19 protein-coding genes and 1 pseudogene are annotated in these 22,493 nt (G+C 64.0%); 8 read left to right on the top strand and 12 right to left on the bottom strand.

Annotated elements, in window-relative coordinates:
• Window positions 1–130 (bottom strand): annotated as a pseudogene (locus CT676_RS26050) (DNA-binding response regulator); the annotation flags it as partial.
• Window positions 131–371: 241 nt separating this feature from the next.
• Here CT676_RS26050 and CT676_RS26045 point away from each other — a divergent pair.
• The 3 genes from CT676_RS26045 to CT676_RS26035 all read left to right on the top strand — a co-directional run bounded on the left by CT676_RS26045 (window position 372) and on the right by CT676_RS26035 (window position 5,676).
• The gene (locus CT676_RS26045; RefSeq protein ID WP_085402642.1) at window positions 372–1,106 is read left to right on the top strand and encodes a DUF2470 domain-containing protein; all 735 of its coding nucleotides are present in this window, start codon (window positions 372–374) and stop codon (window positions 1,104–1,106) included.
• Between the two features lie 78 nt (window positions 1,107–1,184).
• A complete protein-coding gene (locus CT676_RS26040; protein ID WP_135215612.1) occupies window positions 1,185–3,776 on the top strand; it encodes a CHAT domain-containing tetratricopeptide repeat protein in 2,592 nt (863 codons plus the stop codon).
• A 283-nt stretch (window positions 3,777–4,059) separates the two neighbouring features.
• Window positions 4,060–5,676 (top strand): phosphoenolpyruvate carboxykinase, encoded by a 1,617-nt coding sequence (locus tag CT676_RS26035; protein WP_085402640.1) that lies wholly within the window; start codon window positions 4,060–4,062, stop codon window positions 5,674–5,676.
• Between the two features lie 217 nt (window positions 5,677–5,893).
• On the opposite strand, the gene CT676_RS26030 is transcribed toward CT676_RS26035, so the two are convergent.
• The 3 genes from CT676_RS26030 to CT676_RS26020 all read right to left on the bottom strand — a co-directional run bounded on the left by CT676_RS26030 (window position 5,894) and on the right by CT676_RS26020 (window position 9,669).
• A complete protein-coding gene (locus CT676_RS26030; protein WP_085402639.1) occupies window positions 5,894–6,709 on the bottom strand; it encodes a thioesterase family protein in 816 nt (271 codons plus the stop codon).
• A 4-nt stretch (window positions 6,710–6,713) separates the two neighbouring features.
• Window positions 6,714–7,055 carry a hypothetical protein gene (locus CT676_RS26025; RefSeq protein WP_085402688.1) on the bottom strand — a complete coding sequence of 114 codons (342 nt, stop codon included), beginning with the start codon at window positions 7,053–7,055 and terminating at the stop codon, window positions 6,714–6,716.
• Between the two features lie 97 nt (window positions 7,056–7,152).
• Complete coding sequence (locus CT676_RS26020; RefSeq protein WP_167768155.1) at window positions 7,153–9,669, bottom strand: glycogen/starch/alpha-glucan phosphorylase; 2,517 nt, start codon at window positions 9,667–9,669, stop codon at window positions 7,153–7,155.
• A 205-nt stretch (window positions 9,670–9,874) separates the two neighbouring features.
• On the opposite strand from CT676_RS26020, the gene CT676_RS26015 reads away from it, so the two are divergent.
• Window positions 9,875–10,108 carry a hypothetical protein gene (locus tag CT676_RS26015; RefSeq protein WP_085402638.1) on the top strand — a complete coding sequence of 78 codons (234 nt, stop codon included), beginning with the start codon at window positions 9,875–9,877 and terminating at the stop codon, window positions 10,106–10,108.
• Window positions 10,109–10,135: 27 nt separating this feature from the next.
• On the opposite strand, the gene CT676_RS26010 is transcribed toward CT676_RS26015, so the two are convergent.
• The 3 genes from CT676_RS26010 to CT676_RS26000 all read right to left on the bottom strand — a co-directional run bounded on the left by CT676_RS26010 (window position 10,136) and on the right by CT676_RS26000 (window position 12,781).
• Window positions 10,136–10,702, bottom strand: a complete 567-nt coding sequence (locus CT676_RS26010) for a PAN domain-containing protein (RefSeq protein WP_063980748.1) — start codon at window positions 10,700–10,702, stop codon at window positions 10,136–10,138.
• A gap of 112 nt (window positions 10,703–10,814) precedes the next feature.
• Window positions 10,815–12,185: a glutamate--cysteine ligase gene (locus CT676_RS26005; RefSeq protein WP_038933719.1), complete on the bottom strand. Its 1,371-nt coding sequence runs from the start codon at window positions 12,183–12,185 to the stop codon at window positions 10,815–10,817.
• Between the two features lie 101 nt (window positions 12,186–12,286).
• Window positions 12,287–12,781, bottom strand: coding sequence for a MarR family winged helix-turn-helix transcriptional regulator (locus tag CT676_RS26000; protein ID WP_014498535.1), 495 nt, complete (start codon window positions 12,779–12,781; stop codon window positions 12,287–12,289).
• 127 nt (window positions 12,782–12,908) lie between these two features.
• On the opposite strand from CT676_RS26000, the gene gstA reads away from it, so the two are divergent.
• The 3 genes from gstA to CT676_RS25985 all read left to right on the top strand — a co-directional run bounded on the left by gstA (window position 12,909) and on the right by CT676_RS25985 (window position 14,492).
• A complete protein-coding gene (gstA, locus tag CT676_RS25995; protein WP_135215610.1) occupies window positions 12,909–13,523 on the top strand; it encodes a glutathione transferase GstA in 615 nt (204 codons plus the stop codon).
• Window positions 13,524–13,642: 119 nt separating this feature from the next.
• Window positions 13,643–13,987, top strand: coding sequence for a hypothetical protein (locus CT676_RS25990; protein WP_085402637.1), 345 nt, complete (start codon window positions 13,643–13,645; stop codon window positions 13,985–13,987).
• A 199-nt stretch (window positions 13,988–14,186) separates the two neighbouring features.
• Window positions 14,187–14,492, top strand: a complete 306-nt coding sequence (locus CT676_RS25985) for a hypothetical protein (RefSeq protein ID WP_167768154.1) — start codon at window positions 14,187–14,189, stop codon at window positions 14,490–14,492.
• A 450-nt stretch (window positions 14,493–14,942) separates the two neighbouring features.
• Here the strand turns inward: CT676_RS25985 and CT676_RS25975 are convergent, their stop codons facing one another.
• From CT676_RS25975 to CT676_RS25960, 4 genes are all read right to left on the bottom strand, one after another.
• Window positions 14,943–17,156, bottom strand: coding sequence for an FAD-dependent oxidoreductase (locus CT676_RS25975; protein WP_085402635.1), 2,214 nt, complete (start codon window positions 17,154–17,156; stop codon window positions 14,943–14,945).
• 145 nt (window positions 17,157–17,301) lie between these two features.
• Window positions 17,302–18,510 (bottom strand): acetyl-CoA C-acetyltransferase, encoded by a 1,209-nt coding sequence (locus CT676_RS25970; RefSeq protein ID WP_085402634.1) that lies wholly within the window; start codon window positions 18,508–18,510, stop codon window positions 17,302–17,304.
• 69 nt (window positions 18,511–18,579) lie between these two features.
• The gene (locus tag CT676_RS25965; RefSeq protein ID WP_085402633.1) at window positions 18,580–20,370 is read right to left on the bottom strand and encodes an acyl-CoA dehydrogenase C-terminal domain-containing protein; all 1,791 of its coding nucleotides are present in this window, start codon (window positions 20,368–20,370) and stop codon (window positions 18,580–18,582) included.
• A 40-nt stretch (window positions 20,371–20,410) separates the two neighbouring features.
• Entirely contained in the window at window positions 20,411–20,797 is a 387-nt protein-coding gene (locus CT676_RS25960) for a nuclear transport factor 2 family protein (protein WP_028151642.1), read from the bottom strand.
• A gap of 195 nt (window positions 20,798–20,992) precedes the next feature.
• On the opposite strand from CT676_RS25960, the gene CT676_RS25955 reads away from it, so the two are divergent.
• The gene (locus CT676_RS25955; protein ID WP_085402632.1) at window positions 20,993–21,583 is read left to right on the top strand and encodes a PadR family transcriptional regulator; all 591 of its coding nucleotides are present in this window, start codon (window positions 20,993–20,995) and stop codon (window positions 21,581–21,583) included.
• A 12-nt stretch (window positions 21,584–21,595) separates the two neighbouring features.
• On the opposite strand, the gene CT676_RS25950 is transcribed toward CT676_RS25955, so the two are convergent.
• Window positions 21,596–22,345: an outer membrane beta-barrel protein gene (locus tag CT676_RS25950; RefSeq protein ID WP_161495873.1), complete on the bottom strand. Its 750-nt coding sequence runs from the start codon at window positions 22,343–22,345 to the stop codon at window positions 21,596–21,598.
• Window positions 22,346–22,493 lie beyond the last annotated feature (148 nt).

Genomic DNA, 22,493 nt, shown 5'->3' with positions numbered 1-22,493 from the left:
TGGTGCGGAAGCCGTCGAGCGCGGAGGCGCCGTCGGTGTAAGTCATGATGCGATAGCCTTCGGCCTCCAGCGCGATCGAGACGGATGTGAGAATGTTGCGGTCGTCGTCGACCAAAGCGATTGTGGGCATGAGCCTCTGCTTTCTGCTTTCCGTTTGGGTCGTGGCTTGAAACGGCGAGCAATTCACTGATGCGCCGCATACACGGGTGCCGAATTCGGCGGTCGAACCTTGTCACCGAGCAATGCAAGCTGGGCTGAAGTGTGACCAAGTTCCACGAAGCGCAGCAGATTCGCCGCGTTTCGACCCTTAACCTGACCCCCGTTTACCCGAAAAAAGACCTCCCTTGCAACCACCTGACCCGAGAAAGCCGATGCACCCGACCCCTGATTTCGACCCCGGAAAGCTCGCCAAATCGCTGCTCAGGCGCTCGCGCCAGGGCGCGCTGGCAACGCTGATGGCCGGCAGCGGCGATCCCTATTGCTCCCTCGTCAATCTGGCGAGCCACCCCGACGGCTCGCCGATCCTGCTGATCTCGGGCCTGGCCGTGCACACCAGGAACATCCTGGCGGATCACCGGGTCTCCCTGATGCTGGACGAGCGCGCGGCCGGCGATCCGCTGGAGGGCGCCCGAATCATGCTGTCCGGTCGGGCGGAACAGGCCGATGCCGACAAGGATCTACTCCAGCGGCGGTATCTCAATGCCCATCCATCGGCCGAAGCCTTTGTTTCGTTTAAGGATTTCTCCTTCTTCAGAATTCGGCCCACGGGAACCCATCTGGTCGCCGGCTTCGGCCGCATCGTCGATCTCAAGCCCAAGCAGTTCCTGACGGACCTAACAGGTGCCGAGGATTTGCTGGCGGCAGAGGAGGGGGCGGTCGCGCACATGAATGCCGACCACCGCGACGCCATGGGCCTCTATGCAACAAAACTCCTCGGCGCGGCGGAGGGCGACTGGCGCTGCACCGGCTGCGACCCCGAAGGCCTCGACATGCAGGATGGTCAGACGGCGCTGCGGCTGGACTTCCCGGAGCGGGTGACTGACGGCACGGAGCTCCGCAAGATGCTGGTCCGCCTTGCTGGCGAAGCGCGCGCTAAGGTGGACTAGCGCGCAACAATTTGAACGCTGCCCCCCATCGCTGCGACCCAAGACCGTAATGGTTCGAAGTCGGCAGCGAGAGGGTTCATGACACGCCGCTATTTGACGTTGGTTGCGGGTTTGGCGCTCGCGATCACCGCATCGCTTGCCACGCCCGGCTTTGCCCAGAAAGGTCTCGCCGCGGAGAGCGCGCGGATCAACGCACTCCGAAGCGCCGGCAAATATTCGGAGGCGCTGCCGCTGGCGCAGGCCATGGTGGCGTCTCTCGAGAAGACCGCCAACAATCGCGATCTCGCCGGTGCGCTCAACAACCTCGCGCAGATCTACGCCGACCAGGGCCACGACGACCAGGCCGAGCCGCTCTACAAGCGCGCCATTGCACTGATGGAGAAGGGGACCGGTCTCGACAGTGTCGAGATCGCACCGGTGCTGAACAACCTCGCCGCGCTCTATCAGAGGCAGAGCCGCTTTGCAGAGGCCGAGCCGCTGTTCAAGCGTGCGCTCGCCGTGCGCGAGAAGGCGCTGTCGCGCGAGCATCCCGACGTCGGTCAGTCCCTCAACAATCTCGCCACATACTATGTCAAGCAGCAGCGTCAGGCCGAAGCCGAGCCGTTGTTTCAGCGCGCGCTCGCGATCTACCAGAAGGCCGGTGGCCCCGAGCATCCGGCGGTCGCGACGCTCCTGAACAATCTCGGCCAGCTCGATCGCGACCTCAACCGCGATGCGGATGCCGAGGCGCCGATCAGGCGCTCGCTCGCGATCCGCGAAAAAGTGCTGGGACCGGACCATCCCGACGTCGCGCGCTCGCTGAACAATCTCGCCGGTCTCTACGAGCACCAGCAGCGCTATGCCGATGCGGAGCCGCTCTATCGCCGTGCGCTGTCGATCCGCGAACGTGCGCTCGGTCCCGATCATCCGGACGTCACGACCTCGACCAGCAATCTCGCTTATTTCCTCTACGTCTCCGGCCGGAACGCCGACGCGCTGCCGCTCGCGGAAAAGACGCTTGCGACCAATCGCGCGCAGTTGCGCGTCGTGCTGCCGGTCCTGTTCGCCGCGCGACAGCAATATCTGCTGCCTGACGACAGGGCGCTGGACGAGGCGCTTGCCGCGATTCAGCGCGGCACGCAATCCTCCGCTGCCTCCGCCGTGAACAAGCTGGCCGTGCGCCTTGCTGCGGGCAGCGACAGGCTCGCTGAGCTCGTGCGCCGGGACCAGGATCTTGCGGCCGAGTCCGAGGCGCTCGACAAGGCGATCATCGCCGCGGTGTCGAAGCAGTCGGCCCAGCGCGACGTCGCGGCCGAGCAGCGCAGCCGGGTGCGGATCGCGGCGATAGCGAACGAGCGCACAGGCTTGCAGAAGACGCTCGCGGTCGAGTTTCCCGATTATGCGTCGCTCTCCAACCCCCTGCCGCTGGCGGTCAAGGATATCCAGCCCTTGCTGTCGCCCGACGAGGCGATGGTGCTCTACTCCGTCGTCGACAAGCAGAGCTATGTCGTCGCGATCACGCGCGAAGGCGTCGACTGGAAGGAGATTCCGCTCGGCGCGGACGCGCTGATGCAGAAGGTGACTGCCTTCCGCAAGGGGCTCGATGTCGGCAAGGCGCGTGATGCCTCCGGCAAATCAGGGTTGTTCGACCTCGGGCTCGCCAACGAGCTTTATGTCGCGCTTCTCGGCCCGGTCGAAGGGCTGACGAAGGACAAGCGCAACCTGCTGGTGGTGCCGTCGGCCGCGCTGACGGCGTTGCCGTTTCATCTGCTCGTCACGGAGACGCCGCAAGCTGCGATCCCGGACACGCTCGAAGGCTATCGCAGCGCCGCCTGGCTGTTGCGGCGTCAGGCGGTGTCGGTGCTGCCCTCGGTGGTCAGCCTGAAATCGCTGCGTGCCGTCGCGCGCCGGGAGCAGGGCGTGAAGCCGATGACCGGCTTTGGCGATCCCGTGTTCAATCCCGCGCTGGAAGGGCCGGCCGATCGTCGCGCGGCAAGCGGCAAGGTCGCTGCACGCAACATTGCAACAATTGCCTATAGCGATTTTTGGCGCGGTGCCGGCGTCGATCGCGCGCGGCTTGCGCAGGCGCTGCCGCAACTGCCGGATACCGCGGACGAGTTGAACGCGGTGGCAAAGGATGTCGGCGCGGCCGAGGCCGACATCCATCTCGGCCGCGATGCCAGCGAAACGACGCTGAAGCGTGCAGCGCTTGCTCAATACAGTATCATCTACTTTGCCACCCACGGTCTCGTTGCCGGCGATATCAAGGGATTGGGCGAGCCCTCGCTTGCGCTCTCCATTCCCGATCGGCCGACGGAGCTGGATGACGGCTTGCTCACGGCAAGTGAAGTCGCTCAGCTCAAGCTCAACGCGGATTGGGTTGTGCTATCGGCCTGCAACACCATTGCCGGCGACAAGCCCGGCGCCGAGGCCCTGTCGGGGCTGGCGCGCTCGTTCTTCTACGCGGGTGCACGTGCGCTGCTGGTCTCGCATTGGGCAGTGGATTCGGAAGCTGCCACCCGCTTGACCACGTCGACTTTCGAACTGCTCAAGAACGAACCAAAAATCGGCCGTGCCGAAGCCTTGCGCCGCGCGATGTTGACGTACGTTGATGACACCTCGTCACCGCGCAACGCCTATCCCGCGATGTGGGGGCCGTTCGCGCTCATCGGCGAAGGCGAGGTACGATAGGACGGTCCCGCGATTGTGCGTCGCAATAACCAGAGGAAACGCCGAATTGCGCATTTGGTTGCGCGATCATTCGTGTTTTTTTGATACGCTCGCTCAGAGCTGACATGCGCGGCATTTGGCGCGGTCCTTGAATAAACCAAATCCTGCGAGATCGGCTTGGCAACGCCAGCGTTCACCATTATTACGTCGTTCAACCGAGGCCGGACGGCCTATAATTCACGGTGACTGCGATGGCGCCAAAGCTTGATCGCGCTGAGTGTCGCGGGTTCTAGGAGGATTTTTCGTGCAAGAGACGGGCGTGCGCAACGGTGCCTTCGGTGCCGACAAATTCGGCTTAAAGAATCTCAAACGGGTTCACTGGAACCTCGGCGCGCCGCAACTCTATCAATACTCACTTTCTGCGGGCGAGGCGGTGCTGTCGGCAGACGGTTCGCTTTGCGCCGACACCGGTGAGTTCACCGGCCGCAGCCCGAAGGACAAGTTCACGGTGCGTGACGCCACCACCGACAAGAAGATGTGGTGGGCCGGCAACCAGTCGATCACCGCCGAGCAGTTCGAGGCGCTCTACCAGGACTTCCTCAAGCACGCTGAAGGCAAGAGCCTGTTCGCGCAGGACCTCTATGGCGGCGCCGATCCGGCCTACCGGATCAAGACCCGCGTGTTCACCGAGCTCGCCTGGCACTCGCTGTTCATCCGTACGCTGCTGATCCGCCCCGAGGCGGTCGAGCTGCCGAGCTTCACGCCGGAGCTCACCATCATCGACATGCCGAGCTTCCGCGCCGATCCCAAACGCCACGGCTGCAAGTCGGAGAACGTCGTCGCGATCGATTTCGCCCGCAAGATCGTCCTGATCGGCGGGTCCTATTATGCCGGCGAGATGAAGAAGTCCGTCTTCACCACGCTGAACTACTATCTGCCCGAGCGCGGCGTGATGCCGATGCACTGCTCGGCCAATGTCGGCGCCAATGGCGATACCGCGATCTTCTTCGGGCTATCAGGCACCGGCAAGACCACGCTGTCGGCCGATCCGAACCGCACGCTGATCGGTGACGACGAGCATGGCTGGGGCCCGAACGGCGTCTTCAACTTCGAGGGCGGCTGCTACGCCAAGTGCATCAAGCTCTCGCAGGAAGCCGAGCCCGAGATCTATGCGGCGTCGACGCGCTTCGGCGCGGTGCTCGAGAACTGCGTGCTCGACGAAGACACCCGAATCGTCGATTTCGACGACGGCTCCAAGACCGAGAACACGCGCTCCGCATACCCGCTCGACTTCATCCCGAACGCTTCGCGCACCGGCCGCGCGCCGCAGCCGAAGAACGTGGTGATGCTGGCAGCCGACGCCTTCGGCGTGCTGCCGCCGATCGCAAAGCTTTCGCCGGCGCAGGCGATGTATCACTTCCTGTCCGGCTACACCGCCAAGGTTGCCGGTACCGAGCGCGGTCTCGGCAACGAGCCGCAGCCGGAATTCTCCACCTGCTTCGGTTCTCCCTTCCTGCCGCTCGACCCCAGCGTCTATGGCAACATGCTGCGCGACCTCATCGCCCAGCACAATGTCGATTGCTGGCTGGTCAACACCGGCTGGACCGGCGGCAAGTATGGCACAGGCTCGCGCATGCCGATCAAGGTGACGCGCGCGCTGCTCACCGCCGCGCTCGACGGCTCGCTTCGCAACGTCGAATTCCGCACCGACAAATATTTCGGCTTCGCGGTCCCGACCGCGCTGCCGGGCGTGCCGGCCGAGATCCTGAACCCGGTCAACACCTGGAAGGACAAGGACGAGTTCGACAAGACCGCCCGCGCGCTGGTCGGCATGTTCCAGAAGAACTTTGCCAAGTTCGAAGCCCAGGTCGACGCCGAAGTGCGCGCAGCCGCGCCGGACGTGAAGCTCGCGGCGGAGTAATCGCTCGCTCTGTCTTCAAGGCAAAAGGGCGGCCGCGAGGCCGCCCTTTTTGTTTCTTCCTCCTCCCCTTGTGGGAGAAGGTGGCGCGAAGCGCCGGATGAGGGGTTGTATCCGCGCGTTCAACTGCAAGAGAAGCGCTCGCGGAGAGAGACCCCTCACCCGTCTCGTCGCTTCGCGACGAGCCACCCTCTCCCACAAGGGGAGAGGGGAAGAGCATCTACGCCTTGAAATACGCAATCTGCGTCGTGGTCGCGAGCAGCCTGCCGTTCGGCGACCACAGCTCGGCGTTCTGATCGGCATAGCTCTTGTGCATGATCTTCGAATCGGCCGTCGCGAGCACGCGCGTGATGTCCTCGGCGGCGAGCTCCTCGCTGCCGGTGTGAAAATACGTCGTCAGCGACACCGTGCCGAACGGCACCAGCTCGCGCCTGGCGTGGAAGATGCGGCCGAAGAAGGCGTCCGACATCGACATCAGCGACAGCATGTCGAGCTTGCGCGGCGTGCGGTCGCCGATCCAGAGCTTGGAATAGGTGCTGGCGAGCTCGGTCTGCGGTGGGCCGATCCGCATCTCGCCCTCGACGAAGCGGAATTCATACTGGTTGGCCCAGGACGCCGAGATCTTTGGGAATGGCAGCGTTGCCTCGAACGCCGTGGCGTTCGGATATTGCGCCACCCTGTGCTCCCAGGACGGCCGGCGCTCGGCGAATACGGCGGTGGCTAGCGTTGCGACCTCTGCGCCGTCCTGCGACAGTTCGACGCTCCAATGCTGGCTGGAGCGATTGGCCTTCACCAGCCGCACGTCCAGATCGAACGGCCCCTTGGCGATCGGCGCGCAATAATTGACGGTCAGCGCCAGCGGATCGCCGGCGCGCTGCGGATGGTCGATCAGCGCACGCAGGATCGTCGCGGCCGTGGCGCCGCCGAACGGGCCGACAAACGCCCAGTAGTCGTCGCTGGTGTGCCCCTGCCAGCTGGAGTCACCGGCGCTGATGCGGGTGGCGTCGTCGAACGGGTGCGGGAGCTTGGCGTGCATGGGATTAGACCTCTACTGAGCTTCCGTCCCAACGACGAAACTCCATCGTCTCATCACCAGGGCCATATTGCTGCGAACTCAAAACATCGTCTGCCGGATTATCTGTGACCCAGGCATCCGCGACGGAGCCTCCTATGCGCTTCAGCGCAATGATACTCTTGCCGCTGATCAGATCGGCGACGAAGTCGCCGATGGCAGCTTCCTCGTCCTTGCCTGAAAGACTGGCAAGGATGCTGCCGTGCGTGTGCCAGGAGAATCCGTCGAACCCCAGCGTCCAGTCCCCGTCGGGACATATGACCAGCAATCGAAGCTGCCCATCCGGGCTCGTATACTCGCCGACAGGCACGATCGACTCCGGCCAGAAAAAGCTCAAGCCGTAATATGATGCCTATCCTGCCAAATCAATAACCTCGCAGGTATCGCCGATTTCACGTTGCGGAAAATCAGCCCGCGACGTCGCGCAGATCCGGCAGCAGCGGCGTGGTCGGATTGACCGGCACGTTCCAGATCTCCTCGGCATATTCGCGGATGGTGCGGTCCGAGGAGAACCAGGCCATGCGCGCGACATTGAGGATGGAGGCGCGCGTCCAGGCCGGCGCCACCTGCCAGCGTGCGTCGACGCTGCGCTGCGCTTCGTAATAGGAATCGAAATCGGCGCTGACCATGTAGTGGTCGAGATAGCGCAGCGCGTGCGCGATTGATTCGAAGCGGCCGGGATCGCCGGGCGAGAACTCGCCGGTGCCGATCGCGTTGATGGCGCGCTGGAGCTTTGGCGAATTGCGGATCACGTCGGAGGCATCCAGCCCCTGCTTGCGGCGGATCATCACGTCGCCGGCCTCCATGCCGAAGATCGCGATGTTCTCCGCGCCGACATGGTCGCGGATCTCGATGTTGGCGCCGTCGAGCGTGCCGATGGTGAGAGCGCCGTTCAGTGACAGCTTCATGTTGCCGGTGCCGGAGGCCTCCATGCCGGCGGTCGAGATCTGCTCGGACAAATCGGCCGCGGGAATGATCACCTCCGCAAGGCTGACATTGTAGTCGGGCAGGAAGACGACCTTGAGCTTGCCGCCGATCGCGGGATCGTTGTTGACGACCTCTGCGACGTCGTTGACCAGCTTGATGATCAATTTTGCGTAGCGGTAGCTCGCCGCCGCCTTGCCGGCGAAGATCTTCACCCGCGGCACCCAGTTGCCGTTGGGATCGTCCTTCATCGCCTGGTACAGCGCCACCGTCTCGATGATGTTGAGGAGCTGGCGCTTGTATTCGTGAATGCGCTTGATCTGCACGTCGAACAGCGCGGTCGGATCGACCTTGATGCCGAGCCGCTCGCCGATCAGGCGCGTCAGCGCGGTCTTGTTGTGAAGCTTGACGCTGCGGAACTTCTTCTGGAATTCGACGTCGCTGGCGCGGGTTTCGATCAGGCTGAGCTGGGTCGGATCGTCGAGCACGGCTTCGCCGCAGGTCTCGCGCAGCAGGTCGGTCAGCTTCGGATTCGCCAGCATCAGCCAGCGGCGGAAGGTGATGCCGTTGGTCTTGTTGGTGATGCGGCCGGGATAGAGATGGTTGAGATCGTGGAACACGGTCTCGCGCATCAGGTCCGAATGCATCGCCGAGACACCGTTGATGCGGTGCGAGCCGACGAAGGCGAGCTGGCCCATGCGCACGCGGCGTCCGCTCCTCTCGTCGATCAGCGAAACCGAGGCACGGAAATCGATGTCGCCGGGCGCGCGCGCTTCGGCCAGCGCGAGATGCTGCACGTTGATGCGGTAGATGATCTCGAGATGGCGCGGCAATAGCTGCTCGAACAGCTCGACCGGCCAGGTCTCCAGCGCCTCGGGCAACAGCGTGTGGTTGGTGTAGGACAGCGTCGCGACCGTGATCTTCCAGGCCTCGTCCCAGCGGAAATTGTGCAGGTCGACCAGGATGCGCATCAGCTCGGTGACGGCGAGGCTCGGATGCGTGTCGTTGAGCTGGACCGCGACCTTCATCGCGAGGCTGCGAAGCTGGCCGTCGGAGGTCAGGTGGCGATTGACCAGGTCCTGCAGCGAGGCGGAGACGAAGAAATACTCCTGGCGCAGCCGCAGCTCGCGGCCCGCCGGGCTCTCGTCGTTCGGATAGAGGAATTTGCAGATCGCTTCCGCGCGCGACTGTTCGGCGCTGGCGCTGACATAGTCGCCCTTGTTGAAGGCATCGAGCTTCAACGGATCGGGCGAGCGTGCCGACCACAGGCGGAGCGCGTTGACGTGCTGGCCGCGCCAGCCGACAATCGGCGTGTCATAGGCGATCGCCTGCACGGTCTCGGCCGGATGCCAGATCGCTCGGTCGCGGCCCTTGTCGTCGACATGCTCGACGCCACCGCCGAAATGGACGTGATAGATCACCTCGGGCCGCTGCAATTCCCAGGGATTGCCGAAGCTCAGCCATTCGTCCGGATATTCCTGCTGCCAGCCCTGATTGATGATCTGGCGGAACAGGCCATAATCGTAGCGGATGCCGTAGCCGATCGCGGGGATCGAGAGCGTGGCCATGCTCTCCATGAAGCAGGCGGCGAGCCGCCCCAGGCCGCCATTGCCGAGCGCGGCATCCGGCTCGCATTTGCGGAGCTCAGGCAGCGATACGCCGAGATCGCCGAGCGCGACCTCGAAGATCTTGAGCAGCCCCATGTTGTTGAGCGCGTCGGTGAAGAGACGGCCGATCAGGAATTCGAGCGAGAGATAATAGACGCGCTTGCTTCCCGCATCGTAGCTGTGCTTCTCGGCCGTGAGCCAGCGATGCACGATGCGGTCGCGCAGCGCGAGCGCTGCGGCCTGGTACCAGTCGTGCTTGGTGGCCATGCCCGCATCCTTGCCGATGGCAAGGCGCAGCTTCGCCAGGATCGCGCCCTTGACGTCAGCCAGCGCGAGCTCGTCGATGGGCTGGCTGGAGGCCGGCAAACTTGGCTGGAACGATTGATCTTGCAAGGCCGTCACTTCCTGGTCGCGAGAACACCACTAACTCTACGCGTCTTGCCCCTGCACCGGAACCATCGCTGGCGCGGCCGTGCACTGCGCTGGCGTAAATTTATGCAAGGAACGGGCCGATTTGGGAACCCGGAAGCGTACGGAGAGATGCGGATTCGGTGCTAGATTGAGGGCAGATTCAGCCATCAGTGTGGAGGAAACGTCCATGAGACTGCTGATCGAAATCGCCGCCGCGGCCTTCCTCGTCGTCTGCATCACCGCCTCCAGCGCCGCCTTTGCCGCCGGCAAGACGGGTCGCAGTGCCGACGGCCTGAGCTGCGGCTTCAGCGGTCCGGAAAATGCGTCTCCCGCGGTGCGCTGCGCCGCCATCAAGCGCCAATGCGGCGGCAAGTTCTACGCGAATGCGTGCGGGGACAGGCTGGTGTCGGCGGCGAATTGAGGAGCGGGTCACCGGATTCGCAGCGCGCTATCTGACCACGCCCGACGTGAAGCCCGCCTTGCGGCGCGGCGGCTTGATTTCCTTTTTCAGGAAGCAGCGCGCTTCACGCCCGGTGTAGCCGGGACGGGCATAGGTGAAGGCGCGGCACTTGTTGTCGGCGATGCAGGCGGCCTTGCAGGCCTCTTCGCCTTCGCCGTCCTTGATCTCGAAATTGCGCAAGTCGCCGCCGGGGCGGTCGATCGACGTTTCAACGCCTTCGATCCGCGGCTCGATCACGCCGGCGCCACGCACACCGGAGATGCAGCAGCTGCCCGGGACACGCGGCGGCACCGTGTTCTTGAGCCAGCACACAGCCGAGCCGCCTTCGACGTCGGGATAGTTGAAGCTCCAGGAGCGGCAGCGGCGGTCACGCTCACACTGCAGCGCGCAATCCTCGGGGTCACCTGACGTCACCGGCGAGCTGAAATAGTCGCCGCCGGGCCGGTCGAACGCCGTCTGGGCGCGCGCAGGCGCGCTCGCAAACACGAGCGCAAGCAACGTGGCGCAGGCCACGACGCTTGCCATGACGGCCCCACGCAGGCGGCCCTTCCCCATCGGAACAGCTTTCGAGTTATTGACGGCGCTCAGGTTTTTTCAGCCGGTCATTTGATCGCCGCAAACCTGTATGGGCGATGAACGGCTCAGGTCCTGGTCGTCGGCCTCTGGCCTAGAACGCGTATTCCGCGTAGGCCGGTTCCACGGAGCCGTTCCAGGCGCCGTTGAACTTCTCCAGCATCTCCTCGGCCGGGGTCCGGCCGGAATCGATGATGCGATCGAGCGGCTCCAGATGCCGGGTTTCGTCGCGGCCGAGCTGGTCGATCCGGCCGCGGCGGCGCAGGCCGGCATGGGCCAGAACGAGGCATTCCTTGGCGATCTCGAACAGATAGCGGTCCTTGATCCGTGCCTTGAAGCCGAACCGCGGCACGTCGTCGCGCAGGGCCTGGCGCTCATGCGCGGTCCAGTGCTTCACGAGGTCCCAGGCGGCATCGAGCGACACATCGTCGTAGAGCAGCCCGGCCCAGAACGCCGACAGCGCCGGCAGGCGGCCCCACGGGCCGCCATCGGAGCCGCGCATCTCGAGATAGCGCTTGAGGCGCACCTCCGGGAAGATCGTCGAAAGATGGTTGGCCCAGTCCGACAGCGTCGGACGTTCGCCGGGCAGATTGTTGTTGCGGCCATCGAAGAAGGCGCGGAACGAGGAGCCCGAGACGTCGATGTAATCCTCGTCGCGCTTGACGAAATACATGGGCACGTCGAGCGCGTAGTCGACATAGCGCTCGAAACCCATGCCGTCCTCGAATGCCCACGGCATCATGCCCGAACGCGCATTGTCGGTGTCGCGCCAGATCTCGGAGCGGAACGACAGGAAGCCGTTCGGCTTGCCCTCGGTGAACGGCGAATTGGCAAACAGCGCGGTCGCGACCGGCTGCAGCGCGAGCGAGACGCGCAGCTTCTTGACCATGTCGGCTTCGGAGGAGAAGTCGAGATTGGTCTGCACGGTGCAGGTCCGGTACATCATGTCGAGGCCGTATTGGCCGACCTTCGGCATGTAATTGGTCATGATCTTGTAGCGGCCCTTGGGCATCACCGGGATGTCGGCGCGCGACCAGGACGGCGTCATGCCGAGCCCGAGGAAGCCGATGCCGAGCGGGGTCGCGATCTCGCGCACCTGCGCCAGATGCGCCATCAGCTCGCTCTGGGTCTGGTGCACGTTCTCGACCGGCGCGCCGGAGAGCTCGAACTGTCCGCCGGGCTCGAGCGAGATGGCGCCGCCACCGGTGACGTCGTAGAGGCCGATGATGTTGCCCTTCTCCATGATCGGCTCCCAGCCGAGCAGGAGCTTCATGCCTTCGAGCAGCGCGCCGATGCCCCGCGCACCCTCGTAAGGCACCGGACGGTGGCCTTCGAGCGTGAACGGCGTCTTCTCGTGCTCGGTGCCCATGCGGAATTCGGACGGGTCCTTGCAGCCGGCCTCGAACCACGCGACGAGCTCGTCGCGCGACTGCAGCGGCGTCATATCGATCTGGTCTCGCGCCATATCAAACTCTAATCAAAAAGGGCGCTTCGATCGAAGGCGCGCGGGTGACGGGGTGGTCCGCGAACCCAGGGGGTGCACGGACGAGCTGGTGTGCCGCACGATCATCGCGACGGCGTGGTTTCGTTGACGTGGACGGGCGGCAGTTTCATCTCGCCGCACGAGCAGCCGAGACGGTCGAGCAGACCGCTGAGCTTGACGGCATCCGCATCGGACAGTTTCGAGCCGACATATTTTTCGATTGCGGCCGAATAGGCGCCCCACATCCGCTTCTGCAACTCGCGGCCGGCTTCCGTGATCTCCACGAACTGGCCGCGCTTGTCGATCTTGCATTCGCGCCGGGAGGCGAGCCCCTCGTCGACCAGGCGGTCGATCAGGCGCGAAGTGGAGTATTGCGGGATCAGCATCTGCCGCTCGAGTTCCACCGGCCGCAGCTCCCCCGAGGGCGCCCGCGACAATTCGAGCAGCGCGTCGTACCAGGCCAGCGGGGGGAACCCCGCCTTCTTCAAGTCCTGCTCGACGCAATCGAGCACGCGGCTCTGCACCCGCATCAGGCGGATCCAGGCCGAAGTTGCCTCGGTCGATGGTTTGCGTTTCATGGTCCCGCTCAAGCTCGTCGTTCCGTCTCTTACCTCACTCAATGCACCTGCATCAATCTTGACTATTGAATGCAAATGCATGTAGGCGTTCCTTCGCCCCAACCAAGCGTCAAGAGAAAGAAATTCCATGAAACTCTATTACTCGCCCGGCGCCTGCTCCCTGTCCCCCCACATCGCGCTCCTGGAAGCCGGCCTGCCCTATGAGCTGGTCAAGGTCGATATCCGGGCCAAGAAGCTCGAAAATGGTGAGGATTATCTGAAGCTGAACCCGAAGGGCCAGGTCCCTGCGCTGGGCCTCGACAGCGGCGAGATCGTGACCGAAGGCCCGGTCATTGTCCAGATGATCGCCGACCAGGCTTCGGCCAAGGCGCTGGCGCCAGCTCACGGCAGCTCCGAGCGCTACAAGCTGCTCGAATGGCTGAACTTCCTCACCTCGGAGGTGCACAAGAGCTTCGGACCGCTGTTCGCGCCGGCGCTGAACGACGAGGCCAAGGCCTTCTTCAGGGATCGCGTCATGGGCAAGCTGACATACATCGACAGCCAGCTCGCCGGCCGCGACTACCTCATGGGAAAGCAGTTCACGGTGGCCGACGGCTATCTCTTCACGATGCTGACCTGGGGCGATCGGATGAAGTTCGACCTCTCGGCCATGCCGAACCTGACCGTCTACAAGGCTCGCGTCGCGGCGCGGCCGCAGGTGCAGGAGGCGCTGAAGAAGGAAGGCCTTGCGCAGGCGAAGTAAGCGCATCGCAAGATGCAACAATCGAAGGCCGGATCGACGATCCGGCCTTTTTCTTTGTGAACCATTAGATCGGCGGCCACGTCGAAATCGCGGAGCGCCTCCATGAGACAGCCGCCGCCATGAACATGATCGTCCTTATGACCGCCGCGGGCGCGCCGCTCGCGATGCTTGGCTTGTCGACGCCGGACCTGCCGCAGCGCAATTGCATCCTCATGATCCATCCGCAGGTCACCTCGGCCGTGTTCGAGAGCAAGGAAGGAAAAATCGTCTTTCCCGATCGGCCGACCGAATATCCGTGCAGCTATGTCAGGAAGATGGGCGGAACGGACATCGCCTTCACCAACCAGAATGGCTGGCGCTTCGAGGTGCGCATCGGCCGTGGCGATGAAGGCAGCTGGAGAGCGAGTCTTGCCGACGATGCGGTCTCGGGCCGGGCGTTCTCGCCGCTCGGAGACCGCAAATAAGAACGGCCGGATCGTCGATCCGGCCCGTTTTTATTCTGCCCCGAGCGGGGTGGCACGAACCCATCTCGCCGGATCATCGTACCTATCATTAGACTTATGAACTACTGTTCGCCGAATGTAAGTAGTGCTGTCTTGTCAGTACCCGTAAAGCGCGCGAGCTTGGCGGAATTGTTAGAGGATTATTTCATCGGAGTTGAACTTGACGATTGCCTTGGTCCTGATCGTCGCAAGTGCATTGGTGGGAATAGCGACAGGTTATGCTTTCAGGATCTGGGCGCTGATATTGATTGCGCCGGCGATCGCGGTTTTCTCGGCAATCATTCTTCGCGTTTACGAATTCGGCATGATGGCGGGTGTGACCGTCATCGCCATCTGTCTTGCCGCCTGCCAGCTCGCCTACTTCGCGGCGGCCTACCTGCTGCACGCGCGGGCGGTCTCAGCCCATGACGAAGTCGACGGCGAGCCAGGCGAGGGAAGCCAGCATAAAATCCGCCAGCACAAGTAGCGCCAAAGCGGCCCAAAGCATCGGCCCCTTGCGGCGCAGGCGCGCCGGCTTCTGTTGCGGCGAGAGGCGGCGAGTGGCGGGTCCAACAGCATATTTCGCGGTGAGATCGCGACCGAGCGCGGTCTTCCGCAGCACCAAAGAGTTCATCAAGGATACTTTCTTATTTTGTCTTCAACCTGCCGATGGCTCGGCAAGTGTCCCAACCGGATTCGGAACCCTGACCCGGAGCAAGACTAGTGCCAGGGCCGAGCAAAAGAACGGCGCCGCTTCGACACGCCTATGACAATTGCGCGACACCGCGGCAGCGGGGGACTCTGACACGGGTCCTACGCGAATTCTGTGATTGGTTCCACAAGCCGGGAACAAATCTGACGCAACCGTGATGACGTCTCCCCAAACAAAAAGGCCGGATCGACGATCCGGCCTTCTTTCTCAAATGATCTTGGGTGATCAGGCCGCGGCCTTCTTCGGCGCGAAGCGGCCGTAGAAGGTTTCTCCCTTCGCGGCCATCTCCTCGAGAAGCTTCGGCGGGGTGAAGCGCGAGCCGTACTTCGCCTCCAGCTTGTGGCAGAGCTCGACGAATTTCTTCGTTCCCATGAAGTCGATGTAGGACAGCGTGCCGCCGGTGAACGGCGCGAAGCCGAAGCCGAGGATCGAGCCGACATCCGCCTCGCGCGGGTCGGTGATGACGTGGTCCTCGACCGTGCGCGCGGCTTCCACCGCCTGCACCACCAGGAAACGCTGCTTCAGCTCCTCGATGTCGAGCGTGTCAGGGTCGAGCTGCTTCGGCTGCAGCGCCGAGAGGCCCGGCCACAGGCTCTTCTGACCCTTGCCCTTCTCGGGGTAATCGTAGAAGCCCTTGCTGTTCTTGCGGCCGAGACGGCCCTGCTTCTCGACCATCTCCACCATCAGCTTCTTCTGATCGGGGTTGATGGCGTTCGGGCCGAGATCGGCTTCCGTCGCCTTCATGATCTTGAGCCCGAGGTCGAGTGCGACTTCGTCCGAGAGCGAGAGCGGACCGACCGGCATGCCGGCCATCTTGGCGCAGTTCTCGATCATCGCCGGCGGCACGCCTTCCAGGAACATCTCGTTGCCCTCGGCGACGTAGCGGCCGACGCAGCGATTGGCGAAGAAGCCGCGGCTGTCGTTGACGACGATCGGCGTCTTGCCGATCTGCCGGACGTAGTCCAGCGCCGTCGCCAGAGCGAGATCGCCGGTGTTCTTGCCCTTGATGATCTCGACCAGCATCATCTTCTCGACCGGCGAGAAGAAGTGGATGCCGACGAACTTGCCCTGGTCCTTGAAGCCCTCGGCCAGCGAGGTGATCGGCAGCGTCGAGGTGTTCGACGCGAAGATCACGTCCGGCTTCATATACTCCTGCGCCTTCGCGAAGGTATCAGCCTTGACCTTGCGATCCTCGAACACGGCCTCGATGACGAGGTCGACGTCCTTGAGTGCAGCATAATCGGCAGTCGGCGTAATGCGCGCGAGCAGCGCGTCGGCGTCACCGGGCTTGGCGCGGCCCTTCTTGATCTGCTCCTCGATCACCTTCTGCGCATGCGCCTTGCCCTTGTCGGCGCTCTCCTGGTCGCGGTCGATCAGGACGACGTCGAGGCCGGCACGGGCCGAGACGTAGCCGACGCTCGCACCCATGAAGCCGGCGCCGATCACGGCGATCTTCTTCACCTTGGTCGGGGCTACGTCCTTCGGGCGACGCGCGCCCTTGTTCAGCTCCTGCATCGACAGGAACAGGCTGCGGATCATCGCGGCCGCTTCCTTCGAGCGCAGCACCGAGGTGAAGTAGCGCGACTCGACGCGCAGTGCCGCGTCGATCGGCAACTGCAGGCCTTCATAGACGCAGCTCATGATCGCGCGCGCGGCCGGATAATTGTCGTAGGTCTCGCGGCGATAGATCGCGTTGCCCGCCGGGAACATCATCATGCCGGCCTTGGAGAACACCGGACCGCCCGGCAGCTTGAAGCCCTTCTCGTCCCAGGGCGCGACGGCCTTGCCGCCGCCCTTGATCCAGTCCTTCGCTGCCTTAATGAGGTCGGCGGCCGGAACGATGGCGTGAATCAGATTAAGCGCCTTGGCCTTCTCGACCGTGACCGGATCGCCCTTGAGCAGGATCGTCATCGCGTCCTGCGGCGGCACCAGGCGCGGCACGCGCTGCGTGCCGCCGGCGCCGGGGAACAGGCCGACCTTGACCTCGGGCAGGCCGAGGCGCGTCTTGGGATTTTCCGCCGCGACGCGATAGTGGCAGCACAGCGTGATCTCGAAACCGCCGCCGAGCGCGAGGCCGTTGATCGCGGCCGCCCACGGCTTGCCGGAGGTCTCGATCGAACGCAGCACCTGCGAGAAGCGCCGGCTCTGGTCGAACAGCATCTGGTTTGCGGCGGTCTCGTCCTGCTCCTTCAAGACCTTGGCGTAGGCCTGGTTCATGCCCTCGAGCATCGACAGGTCGGCGCCGGCGCAGAACGCCTCCTTGGCGGAGGTGATGACGACGCCCTTCACGGCGGCGTCGGCCGTGGTTTCCTTGACGATCGCATCGAGCTCGCTGGTCGAGGTCTCGTCGAGCACGTTCATCGAACGGCCCGGGATGTCCCAGGTGACGAGCGCGATGCCGTCGGAATCGGTCTCAACCTTGAAGTTCTTGTAAGCCATGTTGGTTGCTCCTCGGTGCCGCAGCCAATCTCAGGCGCGGCGGTTGACTTGAGATCTCGTAGGGTGGGCAAAGGCGCTCTTGCGCCGTGCCCACCATCCTTCGCGGAGACAGCAATGGTGGGCACGCCCACCCGACGGCAGCTCGTTAGACCCGCTCGATGATGGTCGCGGTGCCCATGCCGCCGCCGATGCACAGCGTCACCAAGGCGGTCGCCTTGTTGGTGCGCTCGAGCTCGTCGAGCACGGTGCCCAAAATCATCGCGCCGGTGGCGCCAAGCGGATGGCCGAGTGCGATCGCGCCGCCATTGACGTTGATCTTGGCGTTGTCGATGTCGAAGGCCTGGATGTAGCGCAGCACGACGGAAGCGAAGGCTTCGTTGAGCTCGAACAGGTCGATGTCCGACTTCTTCATGCCCGAACGCGCGAACAGCTTCTCGGTGACGTCGACCGGACCGGTCAGCATCATCGCCGGCTCGGAGCCGACATTGGCGAAGGCGCGGATCTTTGCGCGCGGCTTCAGGCCGTACTTGCTACCCGCTTCCTTGCTGCCGAGCAGGACGGCGCCGGCGCCGTCGACGATGCCCGACGAGTTGCCGGCGTGGTGCACGTAGTTCACGCGCTCGATTTCTGGGTGCGACTGCACCGCGACGCCGTCAAAGCCGCCCATCTGCGCCATCATCGTGAACGACGGCTGAAGCTGTGCCAGCGACTGCATCGTCGTCGAGGGCCGCATGTGCTCGTCCTTGGCGAGGATGGTGAGGCCATTGATGTCCTTCACCGGCACGACGGACCTGTTGAAACGGCCCTCGTCCCAGGCCTTGGCGGCGCGCTGCTGGCTCTGCACGGCATAGGCGTCGACGTCGTCGCGCGAGAAGCCGTATTTCGTGGCGATCAGATCGGCCGAGACGCCCTGCGGCATGAAGTAGGCCGGCACCGCCATCGACGGGTCCATCGGCCAGGCGCCACCGGAGGCGCCGATGCCGACGCGGCTCATGGATTCGGCGCCGCCACCGATCACCAACTCATGCTGGCCGCTCATCACCTGGGCTGCGGCAAAATTCACGGCGTCGAGGCCGGAAGCACAGAAGCGGCTGATCTGTACGCCGGGCACGGCTTCGCCGAGGCCGGCCTTGAGCGCGGCGAAGCGCGCGATGTCGCTGCCAGCTTCGCCGACGGGGTCGACCACGCCGAGCACGACGTCGTCGACGGAATCTTCCGGCAAATTGTTGCGGTCCTTCAGCGCCTTCAGTGGCACGGTGGCGAGCGCGAGCGCCGTCACCTCATGCAGCGCGCCGTCTGCCTTGCCGCGGCCGCGCGGGGTTCGGACGTGGTCGTAAATATAGGCATCTGCCATGGGAGCCTCCTGATTGCAGTTATTGGTTACGACCGCGGCGCGGTCGGATCATTGGCGAAGCGGGAAGCCTCAGAAAGCTTCCGCCGGCAGTTCCATGATGGTGGCGCAGCCGGCCTGGATGCGCGCGAGATTGGCGGCGGTCTCCGGCAGCATGCGCTCCATGAAGAAGCGGCCGGTGACGAGCTTGGTCGAGAGATAGGGCGTCGCTCCGCTCGCGGCAATCTTCGCCTGCGTCACCTTGGCCATCTTCGCCCACATGTAGCCGAGCGCGACGAAGCCGAAGAGATGCAGGTAATCGGTTGCGGCAGCGCCCGCATTGTCCGGCTTCGCCATCGCGTTCTGCATTAGCCAGGTCGTGGCCTGCTGGAGATGGCCGAGCGAGGCCGAGAGCGGGGTGATGAAAGGCTTCAGCGCCTCGTCGCCGCCGTTCTCCTTGGCGAAGGCCATGACCTCGCCGAAGAAGGCCATGATGGCACGGCCGCCGTCGCGCGGCAGCTTGCGGCCGACGAGGTCGAGCGCCTGGATGCCGTTGGCGCCTTCATAGATCATGGCGATGCGGGCATCGCGCACGAACTGCTCCATGCCCTGCTCGGCGATGTAGCCGTGGCCGCCATACATCTGCTGCGCCTGCACCGCGTTGGCAAAGCCGTAATCGGTGAGGAAGCCCTTCAGCACCGGCGTCATCAGGCCCATGTGGTCGTCGGCGGCCTGGCGGTCCTTCGGGTCCTCGGAGCGATGGGCGACGTCGCTCTTCAGCGCGGTCCACATCACGAAGGCGCGCGCCGCCTCGTTGAAGGCGCGGATCGAGAGCAGCGTGCGGCGTACGTCGGGATGCACGATGATCGGGTCGGCCTGCTTGTCCGGCGCCTTCACGCCGGTCAGCGAACGGCCCTGGATGCGCTCGCGGGCATAGGCGACCGCGTTCTGATAGGCGACCTCGGACTGCGCGAGACCCTGCACGGCGACGCCGAGGCGGGCCTCGTTCATCATCACGAACATGCCCTGCATGCCCTTGTTCTCTTCGCCGATCAGCCAGCCGGTGGCGCTGTCGTAGTTCATCACGCAGGTGGAATTGCCGTGAATGCCCATCTTGTGCTCGATCGAGCCGCACACCACGCCGTTGCGTGCGCCGACCGAACCATCGGCATTGACCAGGAATTTCGGCACCACGAACAGCGACACGCCCTTTATGCCGGCGGGTGCGCCCTCGATGCGGGCGAGCACGAGGTGGATGATGTTGGGGGCAAGGTCATGCTCACCGGCCGAGATGAAGATCTTCGTGCCGGTGATCCTGAAGCTGCCGTCGGGCTGGCGGACCGCCTTGGTGCGGAGCATGCCGAGATCGGTGCCGCAATGCGGCTCGGTCAGGTTCATGGTGCCGGTCCACTCACCCGCCACCATCTTCGGCACGTAGGTCTGCTTCTGCTCGGGCGAGCCGTGCACGATCAGCGCCGCGGTCGCGCCCATGGTGAGGCCGCCATACATCGAGAACGCCATGTTGGCGGAGATCTGGAATTCGTTGACCGCCTGGCTCAGTGTCACCGGCAGGCCCTGGCCGCCGAACTCGGTCGGCGCCGACAGGCCAAGCCAGCCGCCCTCTGCCACTTGCTTGAAAGCGTCCTTGAAGCCCTTCGGCGTGGTGACGCTGCCGTCATCGGCGCGCTTGCAGCCTTCGAGATCGCCGACACGGTTGAGCGGCTGCAGCACTTCTTCCGCAAGCTTCGCGGCTTCGCCGAGAATGGCTTCGCGCACGTCGCTCGACGCATCGGAGAAGCCGGCCAGATTGTCGTAGCGGTCGATCTGGAAGACGTCGTTGAGCAGGAAGTTCACGTCTTCGACGGGGGCTTTATAGATCGGCATGATGGTCTCCCGGCAGGCGGTCTGAAGTGATGATGTTGGCTTATGACTGGGCGGCGGCCAACTGCTCCGCCATCAGGCGGTGCAGCATGTTGATCGCCTTGAGCGGACGCACCATCACCTTGAAATGGGTGATGCGTCCCTCAGCATCGAAGGTGATGATGTCGACACCGTTGATCTCGATGCCGTCGATGACATTCTTGAATTCGAGCACCGCGCCGTTGGCGCTTTTCCACTCGCCGACATAGGTGAAGCCGGGACCGCCGAGCACCTTCTCGGCACTGGCGAGATATTTGAAGGTGATGTCGCGGCCACGCTGCGGCGAATGCACGACGGGGCTTTCGAACACGGCGTCAGGATGGAGCAGGTCCCAGAGCGCGGCGCGGTCGTGGGACTTCATAAAGGCGTACCAGGAGTCGAGGCCGGTCATTCTCAGGTGCCTCCCTTAGTCAAAGGCCTTCTCGATCAAAGGCCTTGGCAAAAACGCGAAAACAACCCCATGCACAGTAGCGCGATGGCCGATAAGGGCGGGTCTGAAGCCCGCCTCATATGCACATTGACGCATATGCACCAATGCGCATAAAGTCAAGTCAATTGGTCGAGACCTCGAAAGGGAGCTGGTGCCATGGCGCTCGGCGACGCAATCCTCGCATGCCTGACCGAACGTCCGATGACGGGCTACGAGCTCGCCAAGACATTCGATTCCTCGATCGGCTTCTTCTGGAAAGCCGACCACCAGCAAATCTACCGCGAGCTCTCCAAGCTGCGCGACCGCGGCTACATCCAGGGCCGCGAGGTCGTGCAATCGGGCAAGCCCAACAAACTGATTTATACGCTGACTCCCGAGGGGCGAACAGCGCTGCGGCACTGGGCCGCGCGGCCGAGCACGCCGCCCTCGATCAAGGACGACCTGCTGGTGCGGCTGCACGCGCTCGACAGCATCGACATCGAGCCCATGCGCACCGATCTGATGGCCCGTCTGGAGCACCATCGCGACCGGCACGAGAATTACGAGCGGATCCTCAAGAAGCGATTTCCGGAGGGCTCGGCGTCGGGCGTGCTCGACCTCGGCAATCTGCTGCTGCTTCAGCTCGGTGCCCGCCACGAGCAGATGGTGGCCGATTTCTGCGAAGAGGCGCTCCAGGCGCTATCGGCGATGAGCGGCAAGAGCACGGTCGTGCCGCTGGAGGACGGCAAGCGCGAGGGGAAGGGCTGAGCCCGCGCAGCCCTAGTACTTCGTGACGACCGGCCTATCCCAGTTGAACCGGACATTGACGCCGGCGCGGACGATGTCGTCCGTCAGCCTGACGTCGCGCGTGACGGCGCCGCTGATCGGCGGATCGACATATCGTTTGCTGCCAAAATCGACGTGCACATATTCGAGCTTGAGGGTCACGGCGCCCCAGGTATCGACATAGGCCGCCCATTCACCACCGAGCCCGGCCGCCAGGCCGGTGCGGGTCTGGGAGCTGGTGACCTGCACCACTTGGTTGGACACGGTGACCTCGGTGCCCGCGAAGGCGATACCGGCCGTGCCATAGATCAGAAACTGATCGAGCGCGTAACCGACACGGCCGCGGAACATATCGATCCATTTTTCCCGCGTGCCGCTCGTCACCCCGACGTTGAAGGGCGGCAGATCCTGCACCTTGCCGTGCTGGTTGGTCCATGACGCGTCGTTCTCGAAGCCGAGCACGGTCTTTTCGATCTGGAAATCGCAGCCGAAGACACCGCCCGCGACGGCAGCACCGCTGAGATTGAAAGTCCCTGTGATCGTTGGCCCGGAGTCGTCGCCAGCGCGCCGGACATGCTCGCTCTTGCCCCAGTTGCCGCCGCCCTGGATGCCGACATAGCAGCTGGTCCAATTGTATCCCGCGGGCGCCGGTGCCTTCACCGCAGGCGCTGCCGCCGGGGCATCGGCGGCAACAGCATGCGATGCCAGTCCGGCCGCCATCGCGGCCACGAGCAACCTTTTCATGTCAGCCAACAATCCAGTCAGGCAAGAACCCGCCCGTGGATCGGGCCGCTCTCTATCCATTGAGACGTGCGGATCGGGCGCGTGGCGAAATCTTTGTCGGGACGCAGCTTTGGGGCGGGGCCAACGGCGGCAATCGGGTTCCCGGCGC

Origin of the sequence: Bradyrhizobium sp. MOS001 (assembly GCF_004634465.1) — a bacterium.
Lineage (GTDB): Bacteria > Pseudomonadota > Alphaproteobacteria > Rhizobiales > Xanthobacteraceae > Bradyrhizobium > Bradyrhizobium barranii.
This window is presented reverse-complemented; position numbering and strand designations above follow the sequence as displayed.

Coding starts and splice junctions, on each gene's coding strand:
- CT676_RS26045 (WP_085402642.1), top strand. CDS start 372: ATGCACCCGACCCCTGATTTCGACCCCGGAAAGCTCGCCAAATCGCTG.
- CT676_RS26040 (WP_135215612.1), top strand. CDS start 1,185: ATGACACGCCGCTATTTGACGTTGGTTGCGGGTTTGGCGCTCGCGATC.
- CT676_RS26030 (WP_085402639.1), bottom strand. CDS start 6,709: ATGCACGCCAAGCTCCCGCACCCGTTCGACGACGCCACCCGCATCAGC.
- CT676_RS26015 (WP_085402638.1), top strand. CDS start 9,875: ATGAGACTGCTGATCGAAATCGCCGCCGCGGCCTTCCTCGTCGTCTGC.
- CT676_RS26010 (WP_063980748.1), bottom strand. CDS start 10,702: ATGGGGAAGGGCCGCCTGCGTGGGGCCGTCATGGCAAGCGTCGTGGCC.
- CT676_RS26005 (WP_038933719.1), bottom strand. CDS start 12,185: ATGGCGCGAGACCAGATCGATATGACGCCGCTGCAGTCGCGCGACGAG.
- CT676_RS26000 (WP_014498535.1), bottom strand. CDS start 12,781: ATGAAACGCAAACCATCGACCGAGGCAACTTCGGCCTGGATCCGCCTG.
- gstA (WP_135215610.1), top strand. CDS start 12,909: ATGAAACTCTATTACTCGCCCGGCGCCTGCTCCCTGTCCCCCCACATC.
- CT676_RS25990 (WP_085402637.1), top strand. CDS start 13,643: ATGAACATGATCGTCCTTATGACCGCCGCGGGCGCGCCGCTCGCGATG.
- CT676_RS25975 (WP_085402635.1), bottom strand. CDS start 17,156: ATGGCTTACAAGAACTTCAAGGTTGAGACCGATTCCGACGGCATCGCG.
- CT676_RS25970 (WP_085402634.1), bottom strand. CDS start 18,510: ATGGCAGATGCCTATATTTACGACCACGTCCGAACCCCGCGCGGCCGC.
- CT676_RS25965 (WP_085402633.1), bottom strand. CDS start 20,370: ATGCCGATCTATAAAGCCCCCGTCGAAGACGTGAACTTCCTGCTCAAC.
- CT676_RS25960 (WP_028151642.1), bottom strand. CDS start 20,797: ATGACCGGCCTCGACTCCTGGTACGCCTTTATGAAGTCCCACGACCGC.
- CT676_RS25955 (WP_085402632.1), top strand. CDS start 20,993: ATGGCGCTCGGCGACGCAATCCTCGCATGCCTGACCGAACGTCCGATG.
- CT676_RS25950 (WP_161495873.1), bottom strand. CDS start 22,345: ATGAAAAGGTTGCTCGTGGCCGCGATGGCGGCCGGACTGGCATCGCAT.